The following is a 19964-nucleotide window of genomic DNA, read 5'->3' on the forward strand; positions in this document are numbered from 1 at the left end:
CACTCTCATGTCTGCCGCGCTCGAACGTCTCGCCGCGCTGCTGCCGCCCGGGCGTCTGCTTTTGCGGCCCGTCGAGCTGGCGGCGTATGAGAGCGATGCGCTCACCGCCTTTCGCACCCGGCCGCTGGCTGTGGCCATGCCGGAGACGGAGGAGGAGGTTGTCGCCATCGTCCGTCTTTGCCATGAGTTGAAGGTTCCCTTTGTGGCCCGCGGCAGCGGCACGAGTTTGTCGGGTGGGTCGCTGCCCATCGCGGATGGCATCGTGATCGCCCTGAACAGGATGAACCGCATTCTGAAGCTGGATCCGATGCTGCGCGTCGCGGTGGTGCAGCCGGGGGTGATCAATACGCAGGTCACGGCAGCAGCAGCACCGCATGGTTTGCATTATGCTCCTGATCCCTCTTCGCAGAGCATCTGCACCATTGGGGGCAATGTGGCTTTTAATTCCGGAGGCGCGCATTGCCTGAAATACGGCATGACCTCCAATCATGTGCTCGGAATCAAGGCGGTGCTGGCCACAGGCGAGGTGGTGGAATGGGGTGGCGGCAGTCGTGAGCGGCTGGGGCCGGACTGGTGCGGCCTGTTTGTCGGCAATGAAGGGCTTTTCGGCATTGCCTTGGAAATCACGCTGCAGCTTCTGCCAAAAGCCGAGTGTTTCCACACAGTGCTGGCAGGTTATCGCACACTGGAGCAGGCAGGCGATGCCGTGTCTGCTGTGATTGCGAGCGGTCTGCTGCCGGGTGCCATCGAAATCATGGACGCCCTGGCGCTGGAGGCGGCCGTGGCCGCAGTGCATGCCGAATATCCGCCGGGGTGTGAGGCGGTGCTCATCGTTGAGCTCGAAGGTCCGCGCGAAGTCGTGGCGATCGAACGTGAGAGGCTCGATGCCATCCTCGCCGCCAGCGCGCCTGTGGAGATGCGCCCTGCGCGGGATGCGGATGAACGCATGGCCATCTGGAAAGGCCGCAAGAGCGCCTTCAGCGCGGTGGGACGCCTGTCCCCGGACTTCATCGTGCAGGATGGCGTGGTGCCGCGCTGCAAGCTGGGCGAGGCCCTGCGACGCATCGCCGAAATGTCGCGTGAGACTGGCATCCGCGTGGCGAATGTTTTTCATGCGGGAGATGGCAACCTGCATCCGCTCATCCTCTTTGACGGCCGCGAGCAGGGTGCGCTGGAACGCGCGGAGGAACTTGCGGGACGCATTTTAAAAATGTGCGTCGAGATGGGTGGATCCATCACCGGCGAGCACGGCATCGGCGTGGAGAAGCGCGATTTTCTCGGAGACATGTTCACACCTGACGAGATCGACTGCATGCAGCGCCTGCGTGCCGCCTTTGATCCCCTGGGCATCGCCAATCCTGGGAAAATGTTTCCCGGCAAAGAAGCGCCTGCTTTGTCACATGTGGGACTGCATCCGCTGGAAAAGGCCGGCGTTATTTCACGCGAATGATCTCTCCAACGTCACTCACCGAACTTCGCGATGCCGTGCTCTCCGCACCGCGCGTCATCGCCGTGGGGGCGGAGACGAAGCCGCGTCTTTCAGCAGTGGAGGCGGTGAAAATCTCGACGCGGGAGCTGCGTGGCATCACGGAGTATGATCCGAGTGAGTTCACTTTCACTGCGCTCGCAGGCACACCGGTGAAGGAGATCATCGCGGCGCTGGCGGAGAAGGGGCAGTATCTGCCGTTTGATCCCATGCTCGCTGAAGCAGGAAGCACGATTGGAGGTGTGGTAGCATCGGGATTGAGCGGGCCGGGGCGCTTTCGATTTGGTGGTGTGCGCGATTTCATTCTCGGCGTGCGGTTTATCGATGGAATGGGCCGGCTGCTGCGGCTTGGCGGCAAGGTGGTCAAAAACGCGGCTGGATTTGATGTGCCGAAATTTCTGGTGGGAAGCCTCGGACGATTTGGCGTGATTGGTGAAGTGACGTTCAAGGTTTTTCCAAAGCCAGAATCGATGATCACAGTTGAACTGCCTTATGAGGCCGGAGCGATGAGCCGCATTGCCAATTCGCGCTTTGAGGCTGCTGCGATTGATGTACTGCCCGGTGGTGCTGCCATGATCGTGCGGCTCGCCGGACCTGAAAAGGCGCTTGGGGTTCTCGCAAGGGAGATCGGTGGACAGATTATCTCCAACTCCATCTGGGATGCGATTCGTGAAACTCCTTGGAGCTACAAGACGGACATCACGCCGGATCAAATGGCAGATTTCAAAACCGCGCATGTGAGCTGTGGCGGCAACGTCGCATATACTCAAATCAAACCTGCTCGCGGCATGACGCTGCGGGGTGATGCGCCGCTGTGGATCGGCGGCAGAACACGGTTCGCCATTGAGGAAGGCGTGAAGCAAGCATTCGACCCGCAGCATCGTTTTCCCACTCTCGACGACTGATGCTTCACGCCATTCCAACTGACAAATTTGGCTCGCTGGGCGAACCGATGGCGAAAGCGGTTTCGGCCTGTGTGCATTGCGGCTTTTGTCTGGCGGCCTGTCCGACGTATCGCGAACTCGGACAGGAGATGGACACCCCGCGCGGACGCATCGTCCTGATGAAGGAGGTGCTGGAAGGCACGATGAGTTTTGAAGCCGCGCAGCCGCATGTGGATCGATGCCTAGGCTGTCTTGCGTGTGAGCCAGCCTGTCCAAGCGGAGTGCCGTATCGCGATTTGATCAGTCCGTTTCGTGCGCTGGCGCAATCCAAGTTCAAGCGCGGCTTCGTTGAACGGCTGCGAAGGTTTGTCACGGCGCAGACGATTCCTTTTCCGCAACGGTTTCGTCTTGCGATGCGACTTGGTCGTCTGGCAAAGGCGGTGCTGCCGAAGCGCTGGCAGTCCATGCTCGAGCTAGTGCCGGAGACTCTGCCTGCGGCGCAGTCGTGGAACGAGGTCTATCCCGCGAGGGGCGAGAAGCGCGGCCGAGTGGCATTGCTGATTGGTTGTGCGCAGCAGGTGCTCGATCCTGATATCAACACGGCAACGATTGAAGTACTGACGCGCAATGGCGTGGAGGTGGTCATTCCAAGATCCCAAAGATGCTGCGGTGGCCTGGCGTGGCACACGGGTGATCTTGAGGCAGCGCGAGCTTTTGCGAGGCGGAACCTGAATGCGTTTCCAGAGGATGTGGATGCGATTTTGACGAATGCGGCCGGCTGTGGTTCGGCGATGCATGAGTATCATCTGGTTTTGCGGGGGACCGCCGATGAAGCACGTGCGGAGTCGTTCCGGCATCGAGTCATGGATGTGAGCGTGTATTTGATGAAGCTCGGGCTGCATGAGCCATTGCGGGAAATGCCGCTCAAGGTTGCCTATCACGATGCGTGCCATCTGGCGAACGCGCAGAATGTGCGCAGTCAGCCACGCGATTTGCTGAAGAGAATTCCCGGGCTGAAACTGCTCGAACTGACCGACGCGCATCTCTGCTGCGGCAGCGCGGGGAGCTACAACATGGATCAGCCGGAGATCGCGTCGTCGCTGGGGGAGCAGAAGGCAAATGCCGTGATCGCCTCGGGCGCGGAGGTCGTGGTGAGCGGCAATATCGGCTGCCTGACACAGCTGCAGATGCATTTGAAAAAACTAGGATCGGGCATCGAGGTGAAACATACGATGCAAGTGCTCCGTGATGCACACTCATCCAACTTATGACCTGGTCCCAAAACTACGATCCTCTCGGCAATCTTGTTCTATCGTCCATGGTCGCGGCGGTGCCGGTGGTGGTGCTGCTGGGACTGCTGGCGTTCTGGCATGTGCGGGCGCAACTGGCAGCGGGCGCGGGACTGCTGGTGGCGATGGGAATCGCAATCTGCGTTTATGGCATGCCAGCTTCGCTTGTGGGCATGGCAGCGGTGAACGGCGCGATGTTTGGGCTGTTTCCCATCGGGTGGATCGTGCTGAATGCGATGTTTGTGTACAACCTGAGCGTGGAGACGGGCCAGTTCGCGGTATTGCAGCGGCAGATCGCGAGTGTTTCCGGAGATCGACGCATTCAGGCGCTCTTGATAGCGTTCAGCTTTGGCGCGTTCATCGAGGGCGCGGCGGGTTTTGGTGCTCCGGTGGCGATCACGGGCGCGCTGATGATTGGTCTCGGTTTCAAACCACTCGAAGCAGCGAAGCTGGCACTGATCGGCAACACGGCGCCCGTGGCGTTTGGATCGCTCGGCACGCCCTTGACTACGCTGGCGGACATCACTCATCTCGATCTGCATCAGCTCAGTGCGATGGTCGGCAGGCAGCTGCCGATTTTCTCCCTGGCGGTGCCCTTCTGGCTGGTCGCGGCCCAGGTTGGCTGGCGTGGCATGCTGGGCGTCTGGCCGGCTTGTTTGGTGACGGGTTTGAGCTTTGGCGTAATGCAGTTTCTTGTGAGCAACTACCATGGCCCGTGGCTGGTGGATATCATCAGCGCGGTGGTGGCGATGGTGGTGCTGGTGCTGTTCATGAAGGTGTGGAAGCCGAAAGACGTGAAGATATCAAGCAAGCCACGCCTTGAAGAAGCAACGGGTGAGATCATCGGAACGTTGGGCGTTGCCTTTCCCGCATTTGGTCTTGTGGCTGTGATTGCGGAAATGTTCCGTGTGGGAAAAAAGAAGACGGCGAAAACGCCGCCGCCCAAACCGTCTGCACACCCTCCAGGCGCGTGGAAGGCGTGGCTGCCGTGGGTGTTTCTGACGGCGCTGGTGTTTGCCTGGGGCATGCCGGCGGTGAAGAACGGCCTGAACGATGTGTTCAATGCGGAGATCAAGGTGCCGATGCTGCATCTGGCGGTGAAGCGTGTGCCGCCCGTGGTGGAGCATGTGGAGATGGAGAAAGCGGTCTTTAAATTCAATGCGCTTTCGGCCACTGGTACGGCAGCGTTGCTGGCGGGATGCCTGGCGGGTCTGTGTCTTGGCCTTGGGCCGATGCGCATAGCGAAACTGTATGGCATAACGGTTTGGAAACTGCGTGTGCCGTTGCTGACGATCGCACTTATGCTCGCGCTGGGTTATGTGACGCGCTACAGCGGCACGGACACGACGATGGGCCTCATGATGGCCGGCACTGGCATCCTGTTTCCGTTTTTCTCACCGCTCATCGGCTGGCTCGGCGTCACGCTCACAGGCAGTGACACCGCATCGAATGTGCTGTTCGGAAATCTGCAGCAGGTCACGGCGAATCAACTTCATCTCTCGCCGATTCACATGGCGGCCTCGAACAGTTCCGGCGGTGTGATGGGCAAGATGATCGATGCCCAAAGCATCGTGGTCGCTGCTGTCGCGACGGGTGGTCAACCTGACAGTCCCGACGCAGGCACCGTGCTGCGCAGTGTCTTCTGGCACAGCATCGCGCTGGCACTCCTCATGGGCCTGCTGGTGATGATCCAGGCATACTGGCTGCCGTGGATGATCATTGGCGCCAAGTAGGCCTACTTTGTGTATTTTTCATCCGTCAGCGTCTTCAAGAAAGCGACGAGAGCGGCTTTGTCATCTGCGCTTAAACGGATGCCCGTGGGCGGATGTTTGGCAAGGTTGGGGTCCAGCGTGTCGGTGCGACGGAGATTGTGATCGTAATGGGCGATGACTTCCTCCAAAGTCTGAAAGCGGCCGTCATGCATGTAAGGTGCTGTGAGGGCGATGTTGCGCAGGCTTGGCGTGGAGAACTTGTACAGATCTCGGTCATTTTGAGTAACGCGATGGCGCCCCGTGTCTGATTCCACGGGGCTGAGACCGTTGTTGTGAAACTGGTGATCCGTGAACAGAGGGCCTCCGTGGCAGTGAAAACAATCGGCGCCGCGCTGTCCCATGCGCGGCTCGTATTCCGTCATGAAGAGTTCAAAGCCGCGCTGCTCCGCGGGGCTGAACTTTTCTTTTCCCTGCATGGCACGGTCAAACTTGGAGTCGAAGGAGGTCAGCGTGAGCAGATAGTTCTCGATGGCGAGGCCGATGCGCTCCGGCGTGATCGCATCGCTGTCAAAAGCGCGTGCGAATTCCGCCTTGCTCGTCTTCTCCAGCTTGGCGACCACGTTCTCCAGTTTCTCATCCATTTCGAGATGATCTTGCACTGGCATCAGGGACTGGGCACGCAGCGAGGGCGCGCGGCCATCCCAAAAGAAGCTGGTCTTCCACGCCAGATTGAAGAGAGGCATGCCATTGCGGGTGCCAACGCGGTCCTCGACGCCGATGCTGAAGCGGCGCGCATCCGTAAAGGCGTTGGCCTCCGTGTGGCAGCTTGCACAGGAGAGCGTGCCATCGCGGGAGAGGGCGGTGTCGTTGAAAAGGCGCTTGCCCAGAGCCACACGTTCCTCCAGCAGCGGATTGTCCCGCGGGAGAGGCGGAATGGGGAAGTAGCCACTCATAGCGAAGCGATACGCCGTGTGCTTGGCGGGGAGGTAGAGCGGCTTGATGGAAGAGGGACGCGCGATGGCGGGTATGCTGCTGGAAATCTGCTGCAATGTGAATGCCGCAGGCAGGTTGGTCTTGAGCGCCGTCACTACGGGATCGCCCTCATGCGAGTGGGTGGAGAGTCCGTCCTTGCCGAAGGAAAGGGGCTTCGCTCCATTGAGCAGCGCATGAATGTCAAAGGTGAACCCGGCAGCCGCGTCTGCGGTGAGATCGAAGTCCCCTGTGAATGTGAGAGCGGTGCGATTCGGATCCCGCGCCAGGTGGTAGGAGAAGCCGCCCGGAGCCTGCCCAGCGGCTCGATAGCTTCCTTCGAGTGCGAGGAAGATGTAGCCTCCCTGCCAGCTCCAGTGCAGACCGTTGAGGTTTGGATTAAGCGGATGATCAGGCGCATACTGCGCGGGGGGAGCCGCGTTGACAGTGGGATCAAGACCGACATAGAAGCGCAGCGCCTGATATTTGCCCGCTGGAATATCCGTCAGGGCCGTTTCAAGACGTCTGCGCTCAGCGTCAAGCCAGGCGACTTGTCCCGGCATTTCGATCCAGGTGCCGTCGCCTCTTTGCAAAGCGAAGCCGCTGAGCAGAAAACTGCAGCGGGTGATGGACCATGTCTCCCCCGCTGCGTTGGAATAACGCAGTGAATCGAGCAGCAAAGATTCACCACCCGCCGTCAGATTGACACCCAGGTGGAGCGTGGAGGACGTGGCGGTGGTGGTGGCGAAGAGCAGCGCCACCGCGAGCAGACGACTGAGAAGCATGGTCCGTGAGTGTAATGGAAAAATCAAAACACGCACGGGCCGACTTTATTGCGAGATCATCGGAATGGTCACGCGATAAAAGCCGCGCGCCCCACTCAGGCGGGTGGTGTCCGTCTCCGTGAAAGTGGCGCTGGTGCCGTCACTGGTCACGGAACCAACATCAGTCCAGGTGCTCGCATCGGGCGACCATTGCAGCGTGTAGGTGGTGCCGGGCGTGGCCTTGAAGTCGAGCTGAATGAGGTTGTTGTTGCCGTAACGGGTGAAGCCGGCGACCGCGAGAGATTCCACCGCATTGTTTACCACAAGGAACTGCCCCATCAGGCCTTCGTCTTCATGGTTGGAGAAGTGACAGTGGTACATGAAGGGGTTTGTGTTGCTCGCGAAGGCATCAAATTTGGCGATGAAGGTCACTGTCTGATTTTGGGCGATGAAGAAGACGTCCTTCCAGCCCTGCTCATATGATTTGATGCCGGCATTGTTGCCGCCGGTCCGCGAAATGAGACTGAACTGGATATCGTGAATGTGGAATGAATGGCTGAAACCCGAGGTGTTGGTGACGGTCCATTTTTCAACGGCGTTCAGGTTCAAGGTTTGATTAAAGACGGAGGGGCTGTAAGCAAGATTGTCGAAGGTGAAGGCGGTGCCTCCCGTGCCGCCGGTGATGGTCACGGTGCGGTTGTTGGTCACATCGTTGGTGGTCCAGAAAGTGTTGGACGTTAGGGTGGAAGGGCGGCTGGTGACGGCATTGGCGGTGGCAGCGCCGATGTTGATGTGCAGGACGTTGAATGTCGTGTTGTTCAGCAGGCTGCCGACTGGCCCGGTTGTGCTGGGCTCGCCGCCGGGGAAGTCGTTGGCCTGTCCGGAATTGAAGGCCTGCAGGTCGATGCTGGACCCGACTGTGTCTCCGCTGAGATCCACCAAAATCTCAGCACGCTCACCCACAGCCAGCACAATGCGTGTCAAAGCCACCGGTGCATTGACCAGCCCGCCGTCCGTGGCGATCTGATAGAAGGTGCGGCCGTCGCTGAAGCCGAGATTGTAGCTTCGCTCGATCTCCGCATTGAGGATGCGGAGGCGCACATACTGCTTCGGCAGCGTCACCTGCGCACTGAGAGTGCCGTTGACCATCGCATAGTCACCGTAGGCGATGTTGGTGGTCACAAATTGATTGGAGGCCCAGCGGCGGCTGCTGAGAGCGAGCGGGATGTCATCCACCCCATACGTGCGTGGAAGATTCAGCGCTGACTCGATGGGATCGCGAATGATGATCATGCCGCCACCGCCACGGGTGAGCTGCTGCTGGGTGAACTCATGCAGATGTGGATGGTACCAGTAAATGCCTGCGTTATTATCGACCTTGAAGCTAGGTTTCCAGGTGGTGCCTGCGGGAATGGTCTGGTGGGGCCCGCCATCCATGATCGCGGGAATGTGGAAGCCGTGCCAGTGTGTGGTGGTGGTGTCGGTGAGGCTGTTCGTCACGTTCATCTGGACCCAGTCGCCTTTGTTCATGATCAGCGTCGGCCCCCAGAACAGCATGTTGTTGTAAGCATAGGTGGTGGTGTCCGCGGTGTTCTGGAAAGTGGCATTGCCAAAGCGCCTGGCGGTCTGGTGCAGGTTCAGATTGAAGGTGGTGCCTGTCATCACCTCGGGGATGATGAGAGGGTTGTAAGTCTGGGTGGTGGTCAGTGTCACATTCACCGGCGCTGTCGTTGTGACGTTACCCGCGCCATCCGTTGCCACGGCTGTGATGCCATTTGTGCCATAGCCCAGCGGCACGCTGATGGTCCAGGAGGCAAAATTGTTTGAGGTGGTCGCAGTCACGCCATTCACAGTCACGCTGCTGATTCCTGAAAGAGCATCAGAACTTGTGCCGCTGACGGTGATGCTGGCCGTCGCGGTGGAAGTCGCAGACGCTGGCGTGGTAATCGCCACCGTGGGGCCTGCGTTGTCCTGCAATGAGGAGACGACGTTGCTGTAACTCGACGAGCCGATGTTGTTCGTTGCCAGGATGCGATAGTAGTAGGTCACCCCGCTTGTGAGATTGGAAAACGACGCCGTGGGGCTCGTGACCGTTTGCGACGAGAGAATGGTGCTGAAATCGGCGCCGGCCGACACCTGCACCGTGTAACTCGTGGCCGAGGCCACGGCAGGCCATGTAATTGTCTTCACGGTGCCCTGGCTGTAAGACGGCAGTGCTGCGATGACAGGGGCTGCTGGAGCAGTGGTGGCATTGATTGTGAGGCTCACGGCCCGTGTCGTGCTGCCAGTGCCGTTGCTGCTGTTGGTGAAGGCGATCGTGTCACTGTAAGCCCCCGCTGCAAGGCTGTTCGCATTGGCGTTAAAACTCGCGGTCACTGTGGTGTTTGCCCCTGCGGCGAGCGTGCCGCTGGCGCTGCTCAGCGTCAGCCATGGGGCCGTGTTGGCGGCCGTCCAGTTCATGGAGGCGTTGCCGGTGTTTGTGATCGTGTAAGTCGCGCTGGAAGGCGTGAATGCCCCCCCTGCATTGCCCGTGGCGGTGAGATTGGTGGATGGTGTGATGCTCATCACGGGTGCGCCTGCGACCACGGTATAGGAGTTGGTGGAACTCGTGGTCGATGCCGTGGCACTGTCCGTGGCGGTGATGGAGTAGCTGACCGTTGTACCCGTGGCCTGTGCCGGAATGGTTCCACTGTAAGTGGAGCCGCTGGTGTTGGTCATGCCGACCGTGACCGGAGCGCTCGCACCACCGACGGTGACGACGATGTCATCGAGATAGACATGGGGAACCGTGCTCGCGCCGTTTCCTACGAAACGAAAACGCAGCTTCAGCGTGCTCACGCGTTCGGCTGCGCTCAGAGTGTAGCTAAACTGCTGGAATGCATGATTGGACCCCGTGAGCTCGCTGGCGCGGGTGGTGTAGGTTGTGCCGTCCGTGCTGGTTTGAAAATCCCAGCCTTGCGCACCCGTCAGCCCCGTGGTGCCGATCCAGAACGTCACCGTGGCGGAGGTTCCCGTGGCGTTGATGGCATTGGTCGTCGTCATCGTCGCCGCAGTGATGTTTGGAGGATTGTTCGTGATGTCCATGCCGAACTGGTTGCCCTGGCCCGCGGGTGTATGATTGGCAGTGGCGTTCTGGGCGAAGGGAGACTGTGGCGGCCCATTGAATGTGATGGTCCAGGGATAGACGGTGCTGGCGCCGGTCCAGTTTGTCACCGCAGTGGTGGCCATCGTTTCATTGAAGACCGTCGTCGCAGTCGATCCCGTGTTGTAGGTGAGCTGCGCACTCGAGATGGTGCGGCCCAAGGGTGGTGTGATGCTGGCGCTGACGGCGACGGTGTCCGTGCTCGTTGGCGCAGCCGGAGTCGTGGTGATCGAGGCAATCGTCGGCGTGCTGGCGGTGACGGTGAGTGTGAAGCTGGAGTTTGCTGTGGCAGCACCATCGTTGACCGTGACGGTGATCGTAGCCGTGCCTGTTTGATTTGATGCGGGCGTCATCGTCACCGTCCGGCTCGCGCCACTGCCCCCAAAGACAATGCTCGCATTGGGTATGAGAGTCGTGTTTGAAGAACTGCCGCTGACCGTCAGACTCGTTGGTCCGGTGTCCGCATCGCCAACGGTAAAGGCGATGGCACCCGTGGCGGTGTTTTGAGAGGTCGATTGGTTGGAAATGGCGCTGATCGTGGGTGCGGTGTTGGTGCCCGTGACGGTGAGTGTAAAAGCGGTGCTGGTGGTGGTCGTGCCATCATCCACGGTCACCGTGATGGTGGATGATCCTGTCTGGCTTTGCGCCGGGGTCACGGTCACCGTGCGGCTGGTGCCGCTGCCGCCGAAGGTGATGTTGGCGTTCGGGACAAGAGTTGTGTTGGAGGACGTGCCGCTCACATTCAGGCTGGCTGCGGTAGTTTCAGCGTCTCCAATGGTGAAGCTGATGGCGCTCGTAGCAGTGTTCATGGCGATGGACTGCGGAGAGATGCCGGTGATCGTCGGCGCAGTATTGGGCGTGAGCGAATAGCTGGCCACCGTGCTCTGAGAAACTGTCGCTGCTGTCTGCCCGGTGGAATCATAGGTGGCCAGAGCAGTGCGGCTGACGCGCCCGTATTCAGTGCCCGTGGAATTGAGCGCCGTGTAGTTGGTGGTTGCGGAATTGGTTGAGGCTACCAGGCCGGTGGTCTTTGTGGTCCAGGTAGATTGGTTGGTCGAAGCCTCCACGGTGTAGGTGCCTCCTTCCGTCGCATTCCACACCAGCGTCACTGCTGTGCCGGACACGGAAGGGGTGTTGATGGTGAGGGCTGCATTGGCTCCGCCGATGAACTGCTGTGTCAGCGGCGTGTCCGCCGTCATCACGGCTGCCGTGGTGCCGCCGCCGGTGGGACTGCCATAATACTGGCGACCGGTGGTATAGGGGTACTGCGGCGTGCCGTCGGCATTGATGGTGGTGAAGTACGCCCAGGTTCCGGAGGGATATTCGGGCGTCACGCAGAAGCGCACGTTCTGCTCGTTGAGATCATAGTCACGGACGGTGGCTCCGGTCGTCTGCGTCTGGCCGAGGTCGGCACGATTGTCGAAATCTTCAATGTAGTGCCCCAGGGCGTAGGTAGTGTTTACGGCGGGGCCGTACTGCGAGCTTGTGAGCGTGGTCCTGCCCTGAATGCGCTGTGCCCAGAGTGGCAGCACCTGGCGGACGGTGATGGCCGTGGTGCCGTTGGTGCCATCCCGAAGTGTGAAGCTGGAAATCATGCGCCGAATGCCGCTGGCCGCATTTGTTGGATCCGAGTATCCATAAGGTCCGTACACAGGCAGGCCGTCCGCCGCCCAGGCGAGAATGGGCGAATGCTTGGTAGGAGCAGCAGCAGATTCGGTGTAGCGGTTGGTTGCGGCATTGTAGTCCACATGGTCCCCGAGCTGGTAGCGCAGGCCAATCGGATGCGCATGGTAGTGGTAGTTGTTGCCGGCCTGATGTGCCAGTGAAGGATCAAATGTCACGCCTTCATTGAACCAGCCATCGCGGTTCCAAATGCCGTCTCCAGTCAGTCCGTTCACCGGTGTGGCATCGGTCGCGCTCGCGTTCACATAGGAGAAGGCGTCGCGTGAATCAAACATGGACACTCCATTGACCATGCGGCCGGTGGCCCCGAGTCCGGTGGAGGTCTTGGTGGCAGGAATCACCGGCACGCGTGGGATGCGGTACACCGTCGCGGTGTTGGAAGGGAAATTGGGAAAGTTGTTTGTCTTGCCCGAGTCGAGATACCACGGTCCCATCATGTGGGAGGCCAGTCCTGAGGTGCGGATGTACACCCAGTTGGCCGAATAGTTCACCTCGTTGACATCCGCATAAACCGGACTCGACTGCGTTCCTGTGCCGCGGCTCCAGGTGGTGGACTTCGTGCCGGCGGTCTCATCCGCCGTGCTTTGGTAGATGCGGGCGTATTTGCCGGAGTTTGCGGTGAACCACGAGGTAATCTGCGGGTCGGCCTGCAGCGTGGGTGCAGAGATCAGGAGGAGCAGGAAAAGACTCTTGTTCATGGCTGGGCGGTGGTTGTCCCGGATTTAGAGGCTGCCAGATGAACGAAGGCGGCGAACAGGGATAAATTCGCATTTATCTTCTTATTCCAAGCCCGGCATGGAGGAGCTGGCAGGGGCGGCGGGCGGCATGACTGCCATCCCTCCACGGTAGCGTCAAGGTTTCAAGTCCCGCAGATTGACCATCAGCAGGTGCCTCACACGCGGTGGCTCAGCGCCGCGATGGAAATTCTGCACAGCCAGTTCGATTCGTTGATCCTCCATTGTCGCGCGCTCGTGCTGCCGCAGATGCTCCGCCCACGAGCCCACGAGAAACGTCTCACGGTAATGAGTGGGGTCCTCCAGATCCGCAAAGAGCGAGCAGCGGAAAGCGCCATCGCGCAGGCGGACCTCGCGCAGATGGAACATCGCGGCGCGAAAGGCGGGGGCCTCTTTCGGGTCAATGTGATACTCAATGGTGATCAGCACCGGACCATCGCTGGGCGCCGGTTCATTTGTGATCGCGCTGTGAGGCAGCATGTGGCCGGAAGGACTGAGGTCCAGCTTTTCCACATGGCTGATGGGGAGCATGCGTGCCAGCGCCGCGCTCACGAGCAGGCATCCGGCAGCAATGCCGAGCGCAACCGGCGCGTGCAAATGGCTGGCCAGCTGCCCCCAGGTCAACGCACCGATGGCAAAGGCCCCCTGCATCACCACCAGATAAATCGCCGAACTGCGCGCGCGCACCCAGTTTGGGAACACGCTCTGAGACGCCACGCTGAAGGTGTTCATGCCGCTGATCCACGCCGCCCCTGTCACCATGAGCACGAGACCCATGGCGAGCTTGCCTGGCACGAGCGCAAGGATGCCCGTCATCACTGCGGACATCACGCTTGCACCGAACAGCACCTGGTCAAAGGAGCAGCGCTGGCGCAGCTTCGGCAGCCATAGCAGAGCCATGAGAATGGCGCCGCCGCCATAGCAGCCCATGAGAATCCCGAAGTCGGATGCGGTCCACTGCCGCGAATGCACGATGACCGGCAGGAGCACCACAGGAGCCACGGCGGCAAACATGTGGATGCCGCCCCGGCAAAGCACCGCCTGCATGGCATGGGCATGGCGCGCATAGCGGATGGCGGCGGCCATGGCCCCGAGCATCTGCTCCTGCTGCGCACTTCGCGGCGTGGCGATGTAGCTGCCCGTGCACATCACACCGATCACTGCAACAAACGACAGCGCATTCAGTGCAAACACCGGCGCAGGCCCACCCAATGCCGCCAGCAGCATGCCGCCAAAAATAGGGCCAAGCGAGCGTGCAATATTATACCCCACGCCGTTGAGAGCGATCGCAGAGTGCAACTGCTCGCGTCCCACCACTTCCGGTATCAGGGCCTGCCAGGCGGGCATCGTGAAAGCCGAGGCAACTCCAAGCTGAAAAGTGGCCAGCAGCAGCAGCGTCTGGGTCAGCGCTCCATACCAGGCCAGCAGCGCCATTCCGGCAGCGGTCAGCAGTGCGCCCGTCTGCGCGATGAGGATCAGCCTCCTTCGGTCCACCAGATCCGCAAGCGCCCCGGCAGGCAGTGCCAGCAAAAAAAGCGGCAGGCTGGACATCGTCTGCATCAAGGAAACGAGATACGGCGAGCTCGTCATCGTGGTCATCGTCCAGACCGCCGCCGTGTCATTCATCGTGGTGCCGATGTTGGACCCCACGCTCCCCAGCCACATGGCACGATAGAGAGAGTTTCGGAGCGGGGACCAGGCAGACATGTGTGGTAAACATAACGCATTTGCCTGCCTCTGCGACTGTGCAATTTGACTCCCGGAACTGCTCGCGCGATTGCGTGACAAGGCCACGCTCGCCAGCAGCGTATGAATCGCTACTCTTTCGCCATGTTTACCCGCCGCCAGCTACTGCACACCGCCGGACAAGGCTTCGGCGCGCTGGCGCTTCAATCTCTGGCCGGCGCTGAGACCTCACATCGATCGCAAACCGTGGCCCCCCGGGCAAAACGCGTGGTGCAGCTCTTCATGGCCGGTGCCGCCAGCCATGTGGACCTCTTTGATTACAAGCCAGCGCTGGTCAAGCACCACGGCGAGGACGCCGACTTCGGCGAGAAAGTGGAGGCCTTCCAAAACGGCCTCGGCCCATGGAAAAAGCCTGTCTGGGACTTCAGGCCCTACGGCCAGAGCGGCAAAAGGCTCAGCGATGCCGTGGCCCCCCTCGGCGCCTGCGCGGATGAAATGGCCTTTGTGCACAATATGGTGGGCAAGACCGGCGTGCACTCCCAGGGCACGCTGCTTCAGGCCACTGGCTTCAATCTTCCCGGCTTCCCCGGTGTTGGCTGCTGGGTCAGCTACGCCCTCGGCTCCCTCAGCGACAATCTGCCGACCTTCGTCGTGCTTCCCGATCATCGTGGCTTTGCTTCAAACGGACCCAAAAACTGGGACAGCGCCTTTCTCCCTTCGCAGCACGCAGGCACCATCATTTATCCGGGGGCCGAAACTCCCATCGCCGATCTCTTTCCTCACAAATCCGGCCGCTACATCAGCGCGAAGTCGGATCGTGAAGGCTTTGCGCTGCTGGAACAGCTCAATCGCAAACACATGGCCGCACATTCGGAAGACTCGCGTCTGGAAAGCCGTATTCAGAGCTACGAACTCGCCGCCAAGATGCAGCTCGCTGCACCCGAAGCTCTCGACATCTCCAAGGAGTCCGACGCGATGAAAGCGATGTACGGCATTCAGGAGCATCGCAAAGTCTGGCCCACCGAAATCAATCCTGAAGAAGAGGCCGACTGCATGGGCCGCAAATGCCTCGCCGCCCGGCGCCTGCTGGAGCGCGGCGTGCGCTTCGTGCAAATTTGGAGCGGCAACGACAACGGCTTCCCGCGCCGCAACTGGGACAGCCACGAAGACGTCGAGCGCGACCACGGCCCCCTCGCCTGGGGCATGGCCAAGGCCGTCTCAGCACTCATTCTCGATCTCAAACAACGCGGCCTGCTTGATGACACGATCATCCTCTGGACCACCGAGTTTGGCCGCATGCCCAGCACCCAGGGCGGCAAGGGCCGCGACCACAATCCTTACGTCTTCACCAACTGGCTCTGCGGCGGCGGCATCCAGGGCGGTGTCACCGTCGGCGAAAGCGACCAGTGGGGCTACAAGCCTCTCGACCGCGCGAACCCCACCACCTGCTACGACATCCACGCCACAATGATGCACCTGCTGGGGATTGATCACACGCAACTTACGGTAAGACACAATGGAATTGACCGAAGGCTCACGGATGTGCATGGGAATGTGATTCGCGGGCTGGTGGGTTGATTAAAGTAGTCCAGAGCTTCAGCTCGTTCTGGAAAGATGCCGCAACGGCTCAAAACAAAAAAAATCTCGACATGCGGCCTTAGCTCGCGGCACTCTCCTTTCAGGAAACAATGGGTTATTCTTTTCGATAGTGCCCATCGCTCAGCAGTCGCCATGAAGAGTCGTGGAATAATCGAGACACTAAAATTTTCGTTATCCCGCGCGCTGGCAGTTTCGACAGCACATCTGATGCTACTGCCCACCCCGGTTGTGCATTCCCTCCGTCGCCGAATTTGGGAAGCTTCAAGCATTGCTCCAACTGAAGTTTCTCGGCCTTGCTCAGCGATTCTTTGGTGTCCCAAATAAAAGTTACTGCAATGGCATCCGGCAGCAACAGCGTGGCTGACTGGTGATCCGGATTCCAGTAAGGTCCGGGACCGCTGATAATGGCCGCCTGGCTCCATGGCAGTTTTGACTCCAAACATTCCAGTAGATTGGTTTCTGCATTGTCCTGGCGAATTTGAAGCTTGCCAAGGCTCTCCAAAAACACAGCGGAATCAAAGCGGTGGCCTTCGTGACGCGGCGGCAGAGCATTCCACTCCACGCAAGATCCAGGTCCATCGGCATTCGCCGCGCTGGTCCTGGGTGACCTAACTTCGCCGGTGAAAACGCCGCTTCTGTGGGCTTCAACTTCCAGATGCTGATTGAGCACCGCACGCACTCTGACTCCGTCGAGATGTGATAGGTCCAATTTCTCGGGCTGAATCCAAGTTCTCTTATCACTCAAATCGAAATCTAGTGCTGTGACCTCGCCCGGTTTGAGTTCATAGAAACGCGGAAAGTTGCCGGTGTAAGCCCAGCTTTGGTGATAGTATTTGGCGATGGCATTTCCAGCATTGTCGAAAAGCTCGAAATGAACCGTTTGTTCACCCCAGGAACAGCCGTGGGACCAAAGCCGCATATTGCGGTTAGCATCGGTGTTTTTCACCGTCAGCGTCAGCTTGGGCAGGTCCAGCTTGGCGATCGACAGCTCCAGTGGTGATGATCCATGAGCTGCCGAACTCACGGCAAGTCCCAAGGCAATCAAAAGCAGACCTTTCATATGGATAGTAGATAGAAAATGCTGCCTGAAGTCCAGCCCGTGAAATGTGATTTCGCATGAATCACCCTGACTTGCCATCTCCTCCGGGCTGCATAGTCCTGCGCCATGCAGCCCACCCTTCGCCTTCTATCTCTGGCCACGCTGATTCTTGCTTCGAGCTCACACGCCGCCGAAGGCGACACCCAGGTCCTCAAATGGAAGGACGGCAAAAAAGCCGCCTTCATGCTCGCCTTCGACGACAGCGCTCCCAGTCAGCTCAAAAACGTCGTCCCCGAACTCGAGAAGCGAAAGATCGTTGGAAACTTCTACCTCGTCACCGGCAACGGTCTGTATTCCGCACTGCGGCTGCGCTGGGAACTCGCCGCACGGAGTCCTTACGTCGCGATCGCCAATCACACCTTCACTCACAAAGGCGTGAACAACACCGCCGAGCTGGAGCCCGAACTGGCCAGGTGCAACGAGGTGCTCTACAAGCTGAAGCCCGAAGGCAAACAGCCGCGTCTCTTCGGCTTCGGCCGTCCCGGCGGTGTGCCGTGGAAAGTGACGCCACAGGAGCAAGCAGACGCTCTGGCAAAGCATCAGCTCTGCGATCGCCCACCTTTCGCCGGACCTCCGATTAACTACAAATCCGCCGAGGCCACGGTCGCAGCAGTGGACGCAGCCATCGCCAAAGGTGAAATGGGACATCTTGATTTCCATGGCGTCGGTGAAGACTGGCTGGTCACCCCCGTGGAATGGTTCACCGCTCTGCTCGACAAGCTGGAGTCCGTTCGCGACCAGGTCTGGATCACTGATGTCGTCTCCTGGCACCAGTATGTGACCGAGCGCAGCACCGCGGAGGTCAAAAACTCAAAAGCCGCCGCCGATACCATCACCCTGGAGCTGACCTGCAAAGCAGATCCCGCGCTCTACGACCTGCCTCTGACGCTTTCGACCAGTGTTCCAGCCGATTGGAAAAAAGCTTCCATTACGCAAGGCGCAAACACTTCCACCGCAACTCCGCGCGCTGGCTCGCTGCAATACGACGCTCTTCCCGACGGCGGAGTGATCACGCTCAAGAAATCGGAGTGACGTGTGACAAGGAGGGAAAGTGTCGCTTCATTTCGCCAGGATGATCATTTCTTCGCGATTGCGTCGTAGTCAGGCCATGCACAGGCTCCTGCTTCTCTTGTCACTGCTTGCACTCCCGGCCTTCGGTCAGTCGCTTCGCCTCGCCACTTTTCGCGCGGATGTCACCCCGCCCGTCGGCGCGCCCTTATGCGGCGGGCTCGTGAAACCCGCGGTGGGAGTCAGCGAACCGCTGCTCGCTCTAGGTGTGGTTATTTTGAGTGACGACAAGCCGGTCGTGCTGTGCGCAGTGGACTGGTGTGAAATCCGTGCGGGCGATCACGTCCGCTGGCGGGAAGTGCTCGCTCAGGCCGCAGGCACCACACCGGAACGCGTGGCGGTGCACAGCCTCCACCAGCACAATGCCCCCATCGGAGATTCCGCCGCGCATCGGCTGCTGGCGGCCTGTCCCTCGCCTCCGTCTGTCCTCGATCTCGAATGGGCCGAACGCACGCTGCAGGGCGTGGCTGCCAGCCTCAAGGCCGCGCTCCAAAACCCTTCCCCACTGACCCACCTTGCACGTGGCGAGGCTGCGGTGGAGAAGGTCGCTTCCAACCGCCGCATCCTGGGCGAGGACGGCAAGATTTCCAAGATGCGCCTGAGCGCCACCAAGGATGCCACACTGCGCGATCTGCCAGAAGGACTGGTCGATCCCATGCTCAAAACCCTCAGCTTTTGGGACGGCGAAAAGAAACTCGCCGTGCTGCACTACTACGCCACTCATCCCATGAGCTATTACGGTGACGGTATGGTGACGTATGACTTCGTGGGCACTGCGCGCGAACGCCGCACGCAGGATGATGGTGTGCCGCACCTCTACTTCACCGGCTGCGGCGGAAACATCGCCGCCGGCAAATACAATGATGCCAGCAAGGAGGCCCGCGTTCGTCTTGGTGAAAACATTCATGCAGCCATGGTGGCGTCCGAAAAGGACATGACGCGCGTGCCTTTGAACAGGATCGAATGGCGCTCGCTTCCGGTGGTGCTGAAGTCGAATCCCGAGTTTCCCGAAGAGCGCATGCTGAAGGTGTGTGAAAATGCCGCCACCGCGCCCTCCACGCGTATCAGCGCAGCATTCCGAGTGGGGTTCACGCGTCAGAGCGCCGCCGGCGTGCCGATCCAGTTCACCAGCCTGCATTTGGGGGAGGACGTCTGTCTTCTCCATCTGCCGGGGGAGACGTTCGTCGAGTACCAGCTTTTCGCGCAGCAGCAGCGTCCCGGCGGCTTCGTGGCCACCGCCAGCTACGGTGATGGCGCACCCGGCTACATCCCGCTGGAAAAATCCTTCGCCGAAGGCGGCTATGAGCCCACGCAGGCATTTGCGGCGCCCGACTCCGAAAAGATCATGCGCGAGACGATTGCCAGTCTGCTGCGCAAAAAATGAGCGTGCTTATTTCGCAGGCGTTGCTCGCTCCGGTTTCAGGTGCTTGAAGAGGAAGATCCACATCGCCTGTGGATCCGAACCATCATCCTTCGCCATCTCGTCGCGGTAGGCGATCCACTTCGCATTCACCGTTCCCGCAGCGCCCCGGGTGAGCGCAATGCGTATCGGATCGATGTGCCATTCCGCTGCCTTGCTGCGCATAAACTGCACCACACGCGCCGAGCCAAGCATTGGGGCAGGGCAGGGGGCGGCGTCCTTCGTGCCCGTAGTTAAGCGATAGCTTGTCGAGACCACGGAGATTCCCACTCGCAGCAGCGGAGCCGGATTGAACCCGGATACCGAAGTTAAGCAGCGTTTTTGAGATCTGTGTCTGGAGAGGGCAATTGGTCGGGAGGCTGCTTCGGCGAAGTTCGTTTTTGCCACTCCAATATTTTATCCATCAAGGGTTTGTGCTTCTCGCTGCCT

12 protein-coding genes are annotated in these 19964 nt (G+C 59.9%); 7 read left to right on the top strand and 5 right to left on the bottom strand.

The features are described 5' to 3' along the window. Positions 1-7: 7 nt before the first annotated feature. Genes ACILSR_RS15640 through ACILSR_RS15655 form a run of 4 tightly spaced genes read left to right on the top strand, consistent with a single transcriptional unit; the run spans position 8 to position 5392 of the window. Entirely contained in the window at positions 8-1450 is a 1443-nt protein-coding gene (locus ACILSR_RS15640) for an FAD-linked oxidase C-terminal domain-containing protein (protein WP_395750723.1), read from the top strand. After that, positions 1447-2391, top strand: a complete 945-nt coding sequence (locus tag ACILSR_RS15645; RefSeq protein WP_395750724.1) for an FAD-binding protein — start codon at positions 1447-1449, stop codon at positions 2389-2391. The genes ACILSR_RS15640 and ACILSR_RS15645 overlap by 4 nt, the downstream gene beginning before the upstream one ends. Continuing rightward, positions 2391-3641, top strand: a complete 1251-nt coding sequence (gene glcF, locus ACILSR_RS15650) for a glycolate oxidase subunit GlcF (RefSeq protein ID WP_395750725.1) — start codon at positions 2391-2393, stop codon at positions 3639-3641. Before ACILSR_RS15645 ends, glcF begins: the two co-directional genes overlap by 1 nt. Next, the gene (locus tag ACILSR_RS15655; protein ID WP_395750726.1) at positions 3638-5392 is read left to right on the top strand and encodes an L-lactate permease; all 1755 of its coding nucleotides are present in this window, start codon (positions 3638-3640) and stop codon (positions 5390-5392) included. Before glcF ends, ACILSR_RS15655 begins: the two co-directional genes overlap by 4 nt. Positions 5393-5394: 2 nt before the next feature. Here the strand turns inward: ACILSR_RS15655 and ACILSR_RS15660 are convergent, their stop codons facing one another. The 3 genes from ACILSR_RS15660 to ACILSR_RS15670 form a co-directional block, all read right to left on the bottom strand. Then, entirely contained in the window at positions 5395-7125 is a 1731-nt protein-coding gene (locus ACILSR_RS15660; RefSeq protein ID WP_395750727.1) for an MbnP family protein, read from the bottom strand. A gap of 45 nt (positions 7126-7170) precedes the next feature. Next, complete coding sequence (locus ACILSR_RS15665) at positions 7171-12627, bottom strand: YHYH protein (RefSeq protein ID WP_395750728.1); 5457 nt, start codon at positions 12625-12627, stop codon at positions 7171-7173. Positions 12628-12780: 153 nt separating this feature from the next. Beyond that, positions 12781-14370, bottom strand: a complete 1590-nt coding sequence (locus tag ACILSR_RS15670) for an MFS transporter (protein ID WP_395750729.1) — start codon at positions 14368-14370, stop codon at positions 12781-12783. Between the two features lie 123 nt (positions 14371-14493). On the opposite strand from ACILSR_RS15670, the gene ACILSR_RS15675 reads away from it, so the two are divergent. Further along, complete coding sequence (locus tag ACILSR_RS15675) at positions 14494-15927, top strand: DUF1501 domain-containing protein (protein WP_395750730.1); 1434 nt, start codon at positions 14494-14496, stop codon at positions 15925-15927. A 115-nt stretch (positions 15928-16042) separates the two neighbouring features. Here the strand turns inward: ACILSR_RS15675 and ACILSR_RS15680 are convergent, their stop codons facing one another. Next, positions 16043-17008, bottom strand: a complete 966-nt coding sequence (locus ACILSR_RS15680) for a hypothetical protein (RefSeq protein ID WP_395750731.1) — start codon at positions 17006-17008, stop codon at positions 16043-16045. 105 nt (positions 17009-17113) lie between these two features. Between ACILSR_RS15680 and ACILSR_RS15685 the strand changes: the two genes are divergently transcribed. After that, a complete protein-coding gene (locus ACILSR_RS15685; RefSeq protein ID WP_395750732.1) occupies positions 17114-18079 on the top strand; it encodes a polysaccharide deacetylase family protein in 966 nt (321 codons plus the stop codon). Between the two features lie 97 nt (positions 18080-18176). Further along, the gene (locus ACILSR_RS15690) at positions 18177-19499 is read left to right on the top strand and encodes a hypothetical protein (protein ID WP_395750733.1); all 1323 of its coding nucleotides are present in this window, start codon (positions 18177-18179) and stop codon (positions 19497-19499) included. Between the two features lie 6 nt (positions 19500-19505). Here the strand turns inward: ACILSR_RS15690 and ACILSR_RS15695 are convergent, their stop codons facing one another. After that, complete coding sequence (locus tag ACILSR_RS15695; RefSeq protein ID WP_395750734.1) at positions 19506-19730, bottom strand: hypothetical protein; 225 nt, start codon at positions 19728-19730, stop codon at positions 19506-19508. Between the last annotated feature and the right edge of the window lie 234 nt (positions 19731-19964).

Origin of the sequence: Prosthecobacter sp., assembly GCF_044222565.1 — a bacterium.
GTDB lineage: Bacteria > Verrucomicrobiota > Verrucomicrobiia > Verrucomicrobiales > Verrucomicrobiaceae > Prosthecobacter.

Excerpts from the sequence above, each read along its gene's own strand:
- ACILSR_RS15640 (WP_395750723.1), top strand. The coding sequence starts at position 8 with ATGTCTGCCGCGCTCGAACGTCTCGCCGCGCTGCTGCCGCCCGGGCGT.
- ACILSR_RS15645 (WP_395750724.1), top strand. The coding sequence starts at position 1,447 with ATGATCTCTCCAACGTCACTCACCGAACTTCGCGATGCCGTGCTCTCC.
- glcF (WP_395750725.1), top strand. The coding sequence starts at position 2,391 with ATGCTTCACGCCATTCCAACTGACAAATTTGGCTCGCTGGGCGAACCG.
- ACILSR_RS15655 (WP_395750726.1), top strand. The coding sequence starts at position 3,638 with ATGACCTGGTCCCAAAACTACGATCCTCTCGGCAATCTTGTTCTATCG.
- ACILSR_RS15660 (WP_395750727.1), bottom strand. The coding sequence starts at position 7,125 with ATGCTTCTCAGTCGTCTGCTCGCGGTGGCGCTGCTCTTCGCCACCACC.
- ACILSR_RS15665 (WP_395750728.1), bottom strand. The coding sequence starts at position 12,627 with ATGAACAAGAGTCTTTTCCTGCTCCTCCTGATCTCTGCACCCACGCTG.
- ACILSR_RS15670 (WP_395750729.1), bottom strand. The coding sequence starts at position 14,370 with ATGTCTGCCTGGTCCCCGCTCCGAAACTCTCTCTATCGTGCCATGTGG.
- ACILSR_RS15675 (WP_395750730.1), top strand. The coding sequence starts at position 14,494 with ATGTTTACCCGCCGCCAGCTACTGCACACCGCCGGACAAGGCTTCGGC.
- ACILSR_RS15680 (WP_395750731.1), bottom strand. The coding sequence starts at position 17,008 with ATGAAAGGTCTGCTTTTGATTGCCTTGGGACTTGCCGTGAGTTCGGCA.
- ACILSR_RS15685 (WP_395750732.1), top strand. The coding sequence starts at position 17,114 with ATGCAGCCCACCCTTCGCCTTCTATCTCTGGCCACGCTGATTCTTGCT.
- ACILSR_RS15695 (WP_395750734.1), bottom strand. The coding sequence starts at position 19,730 with ATGCTTGGCTCGGCGCGTGTGGTGCAGTTTATGCGCAGCAAGGCAGCG.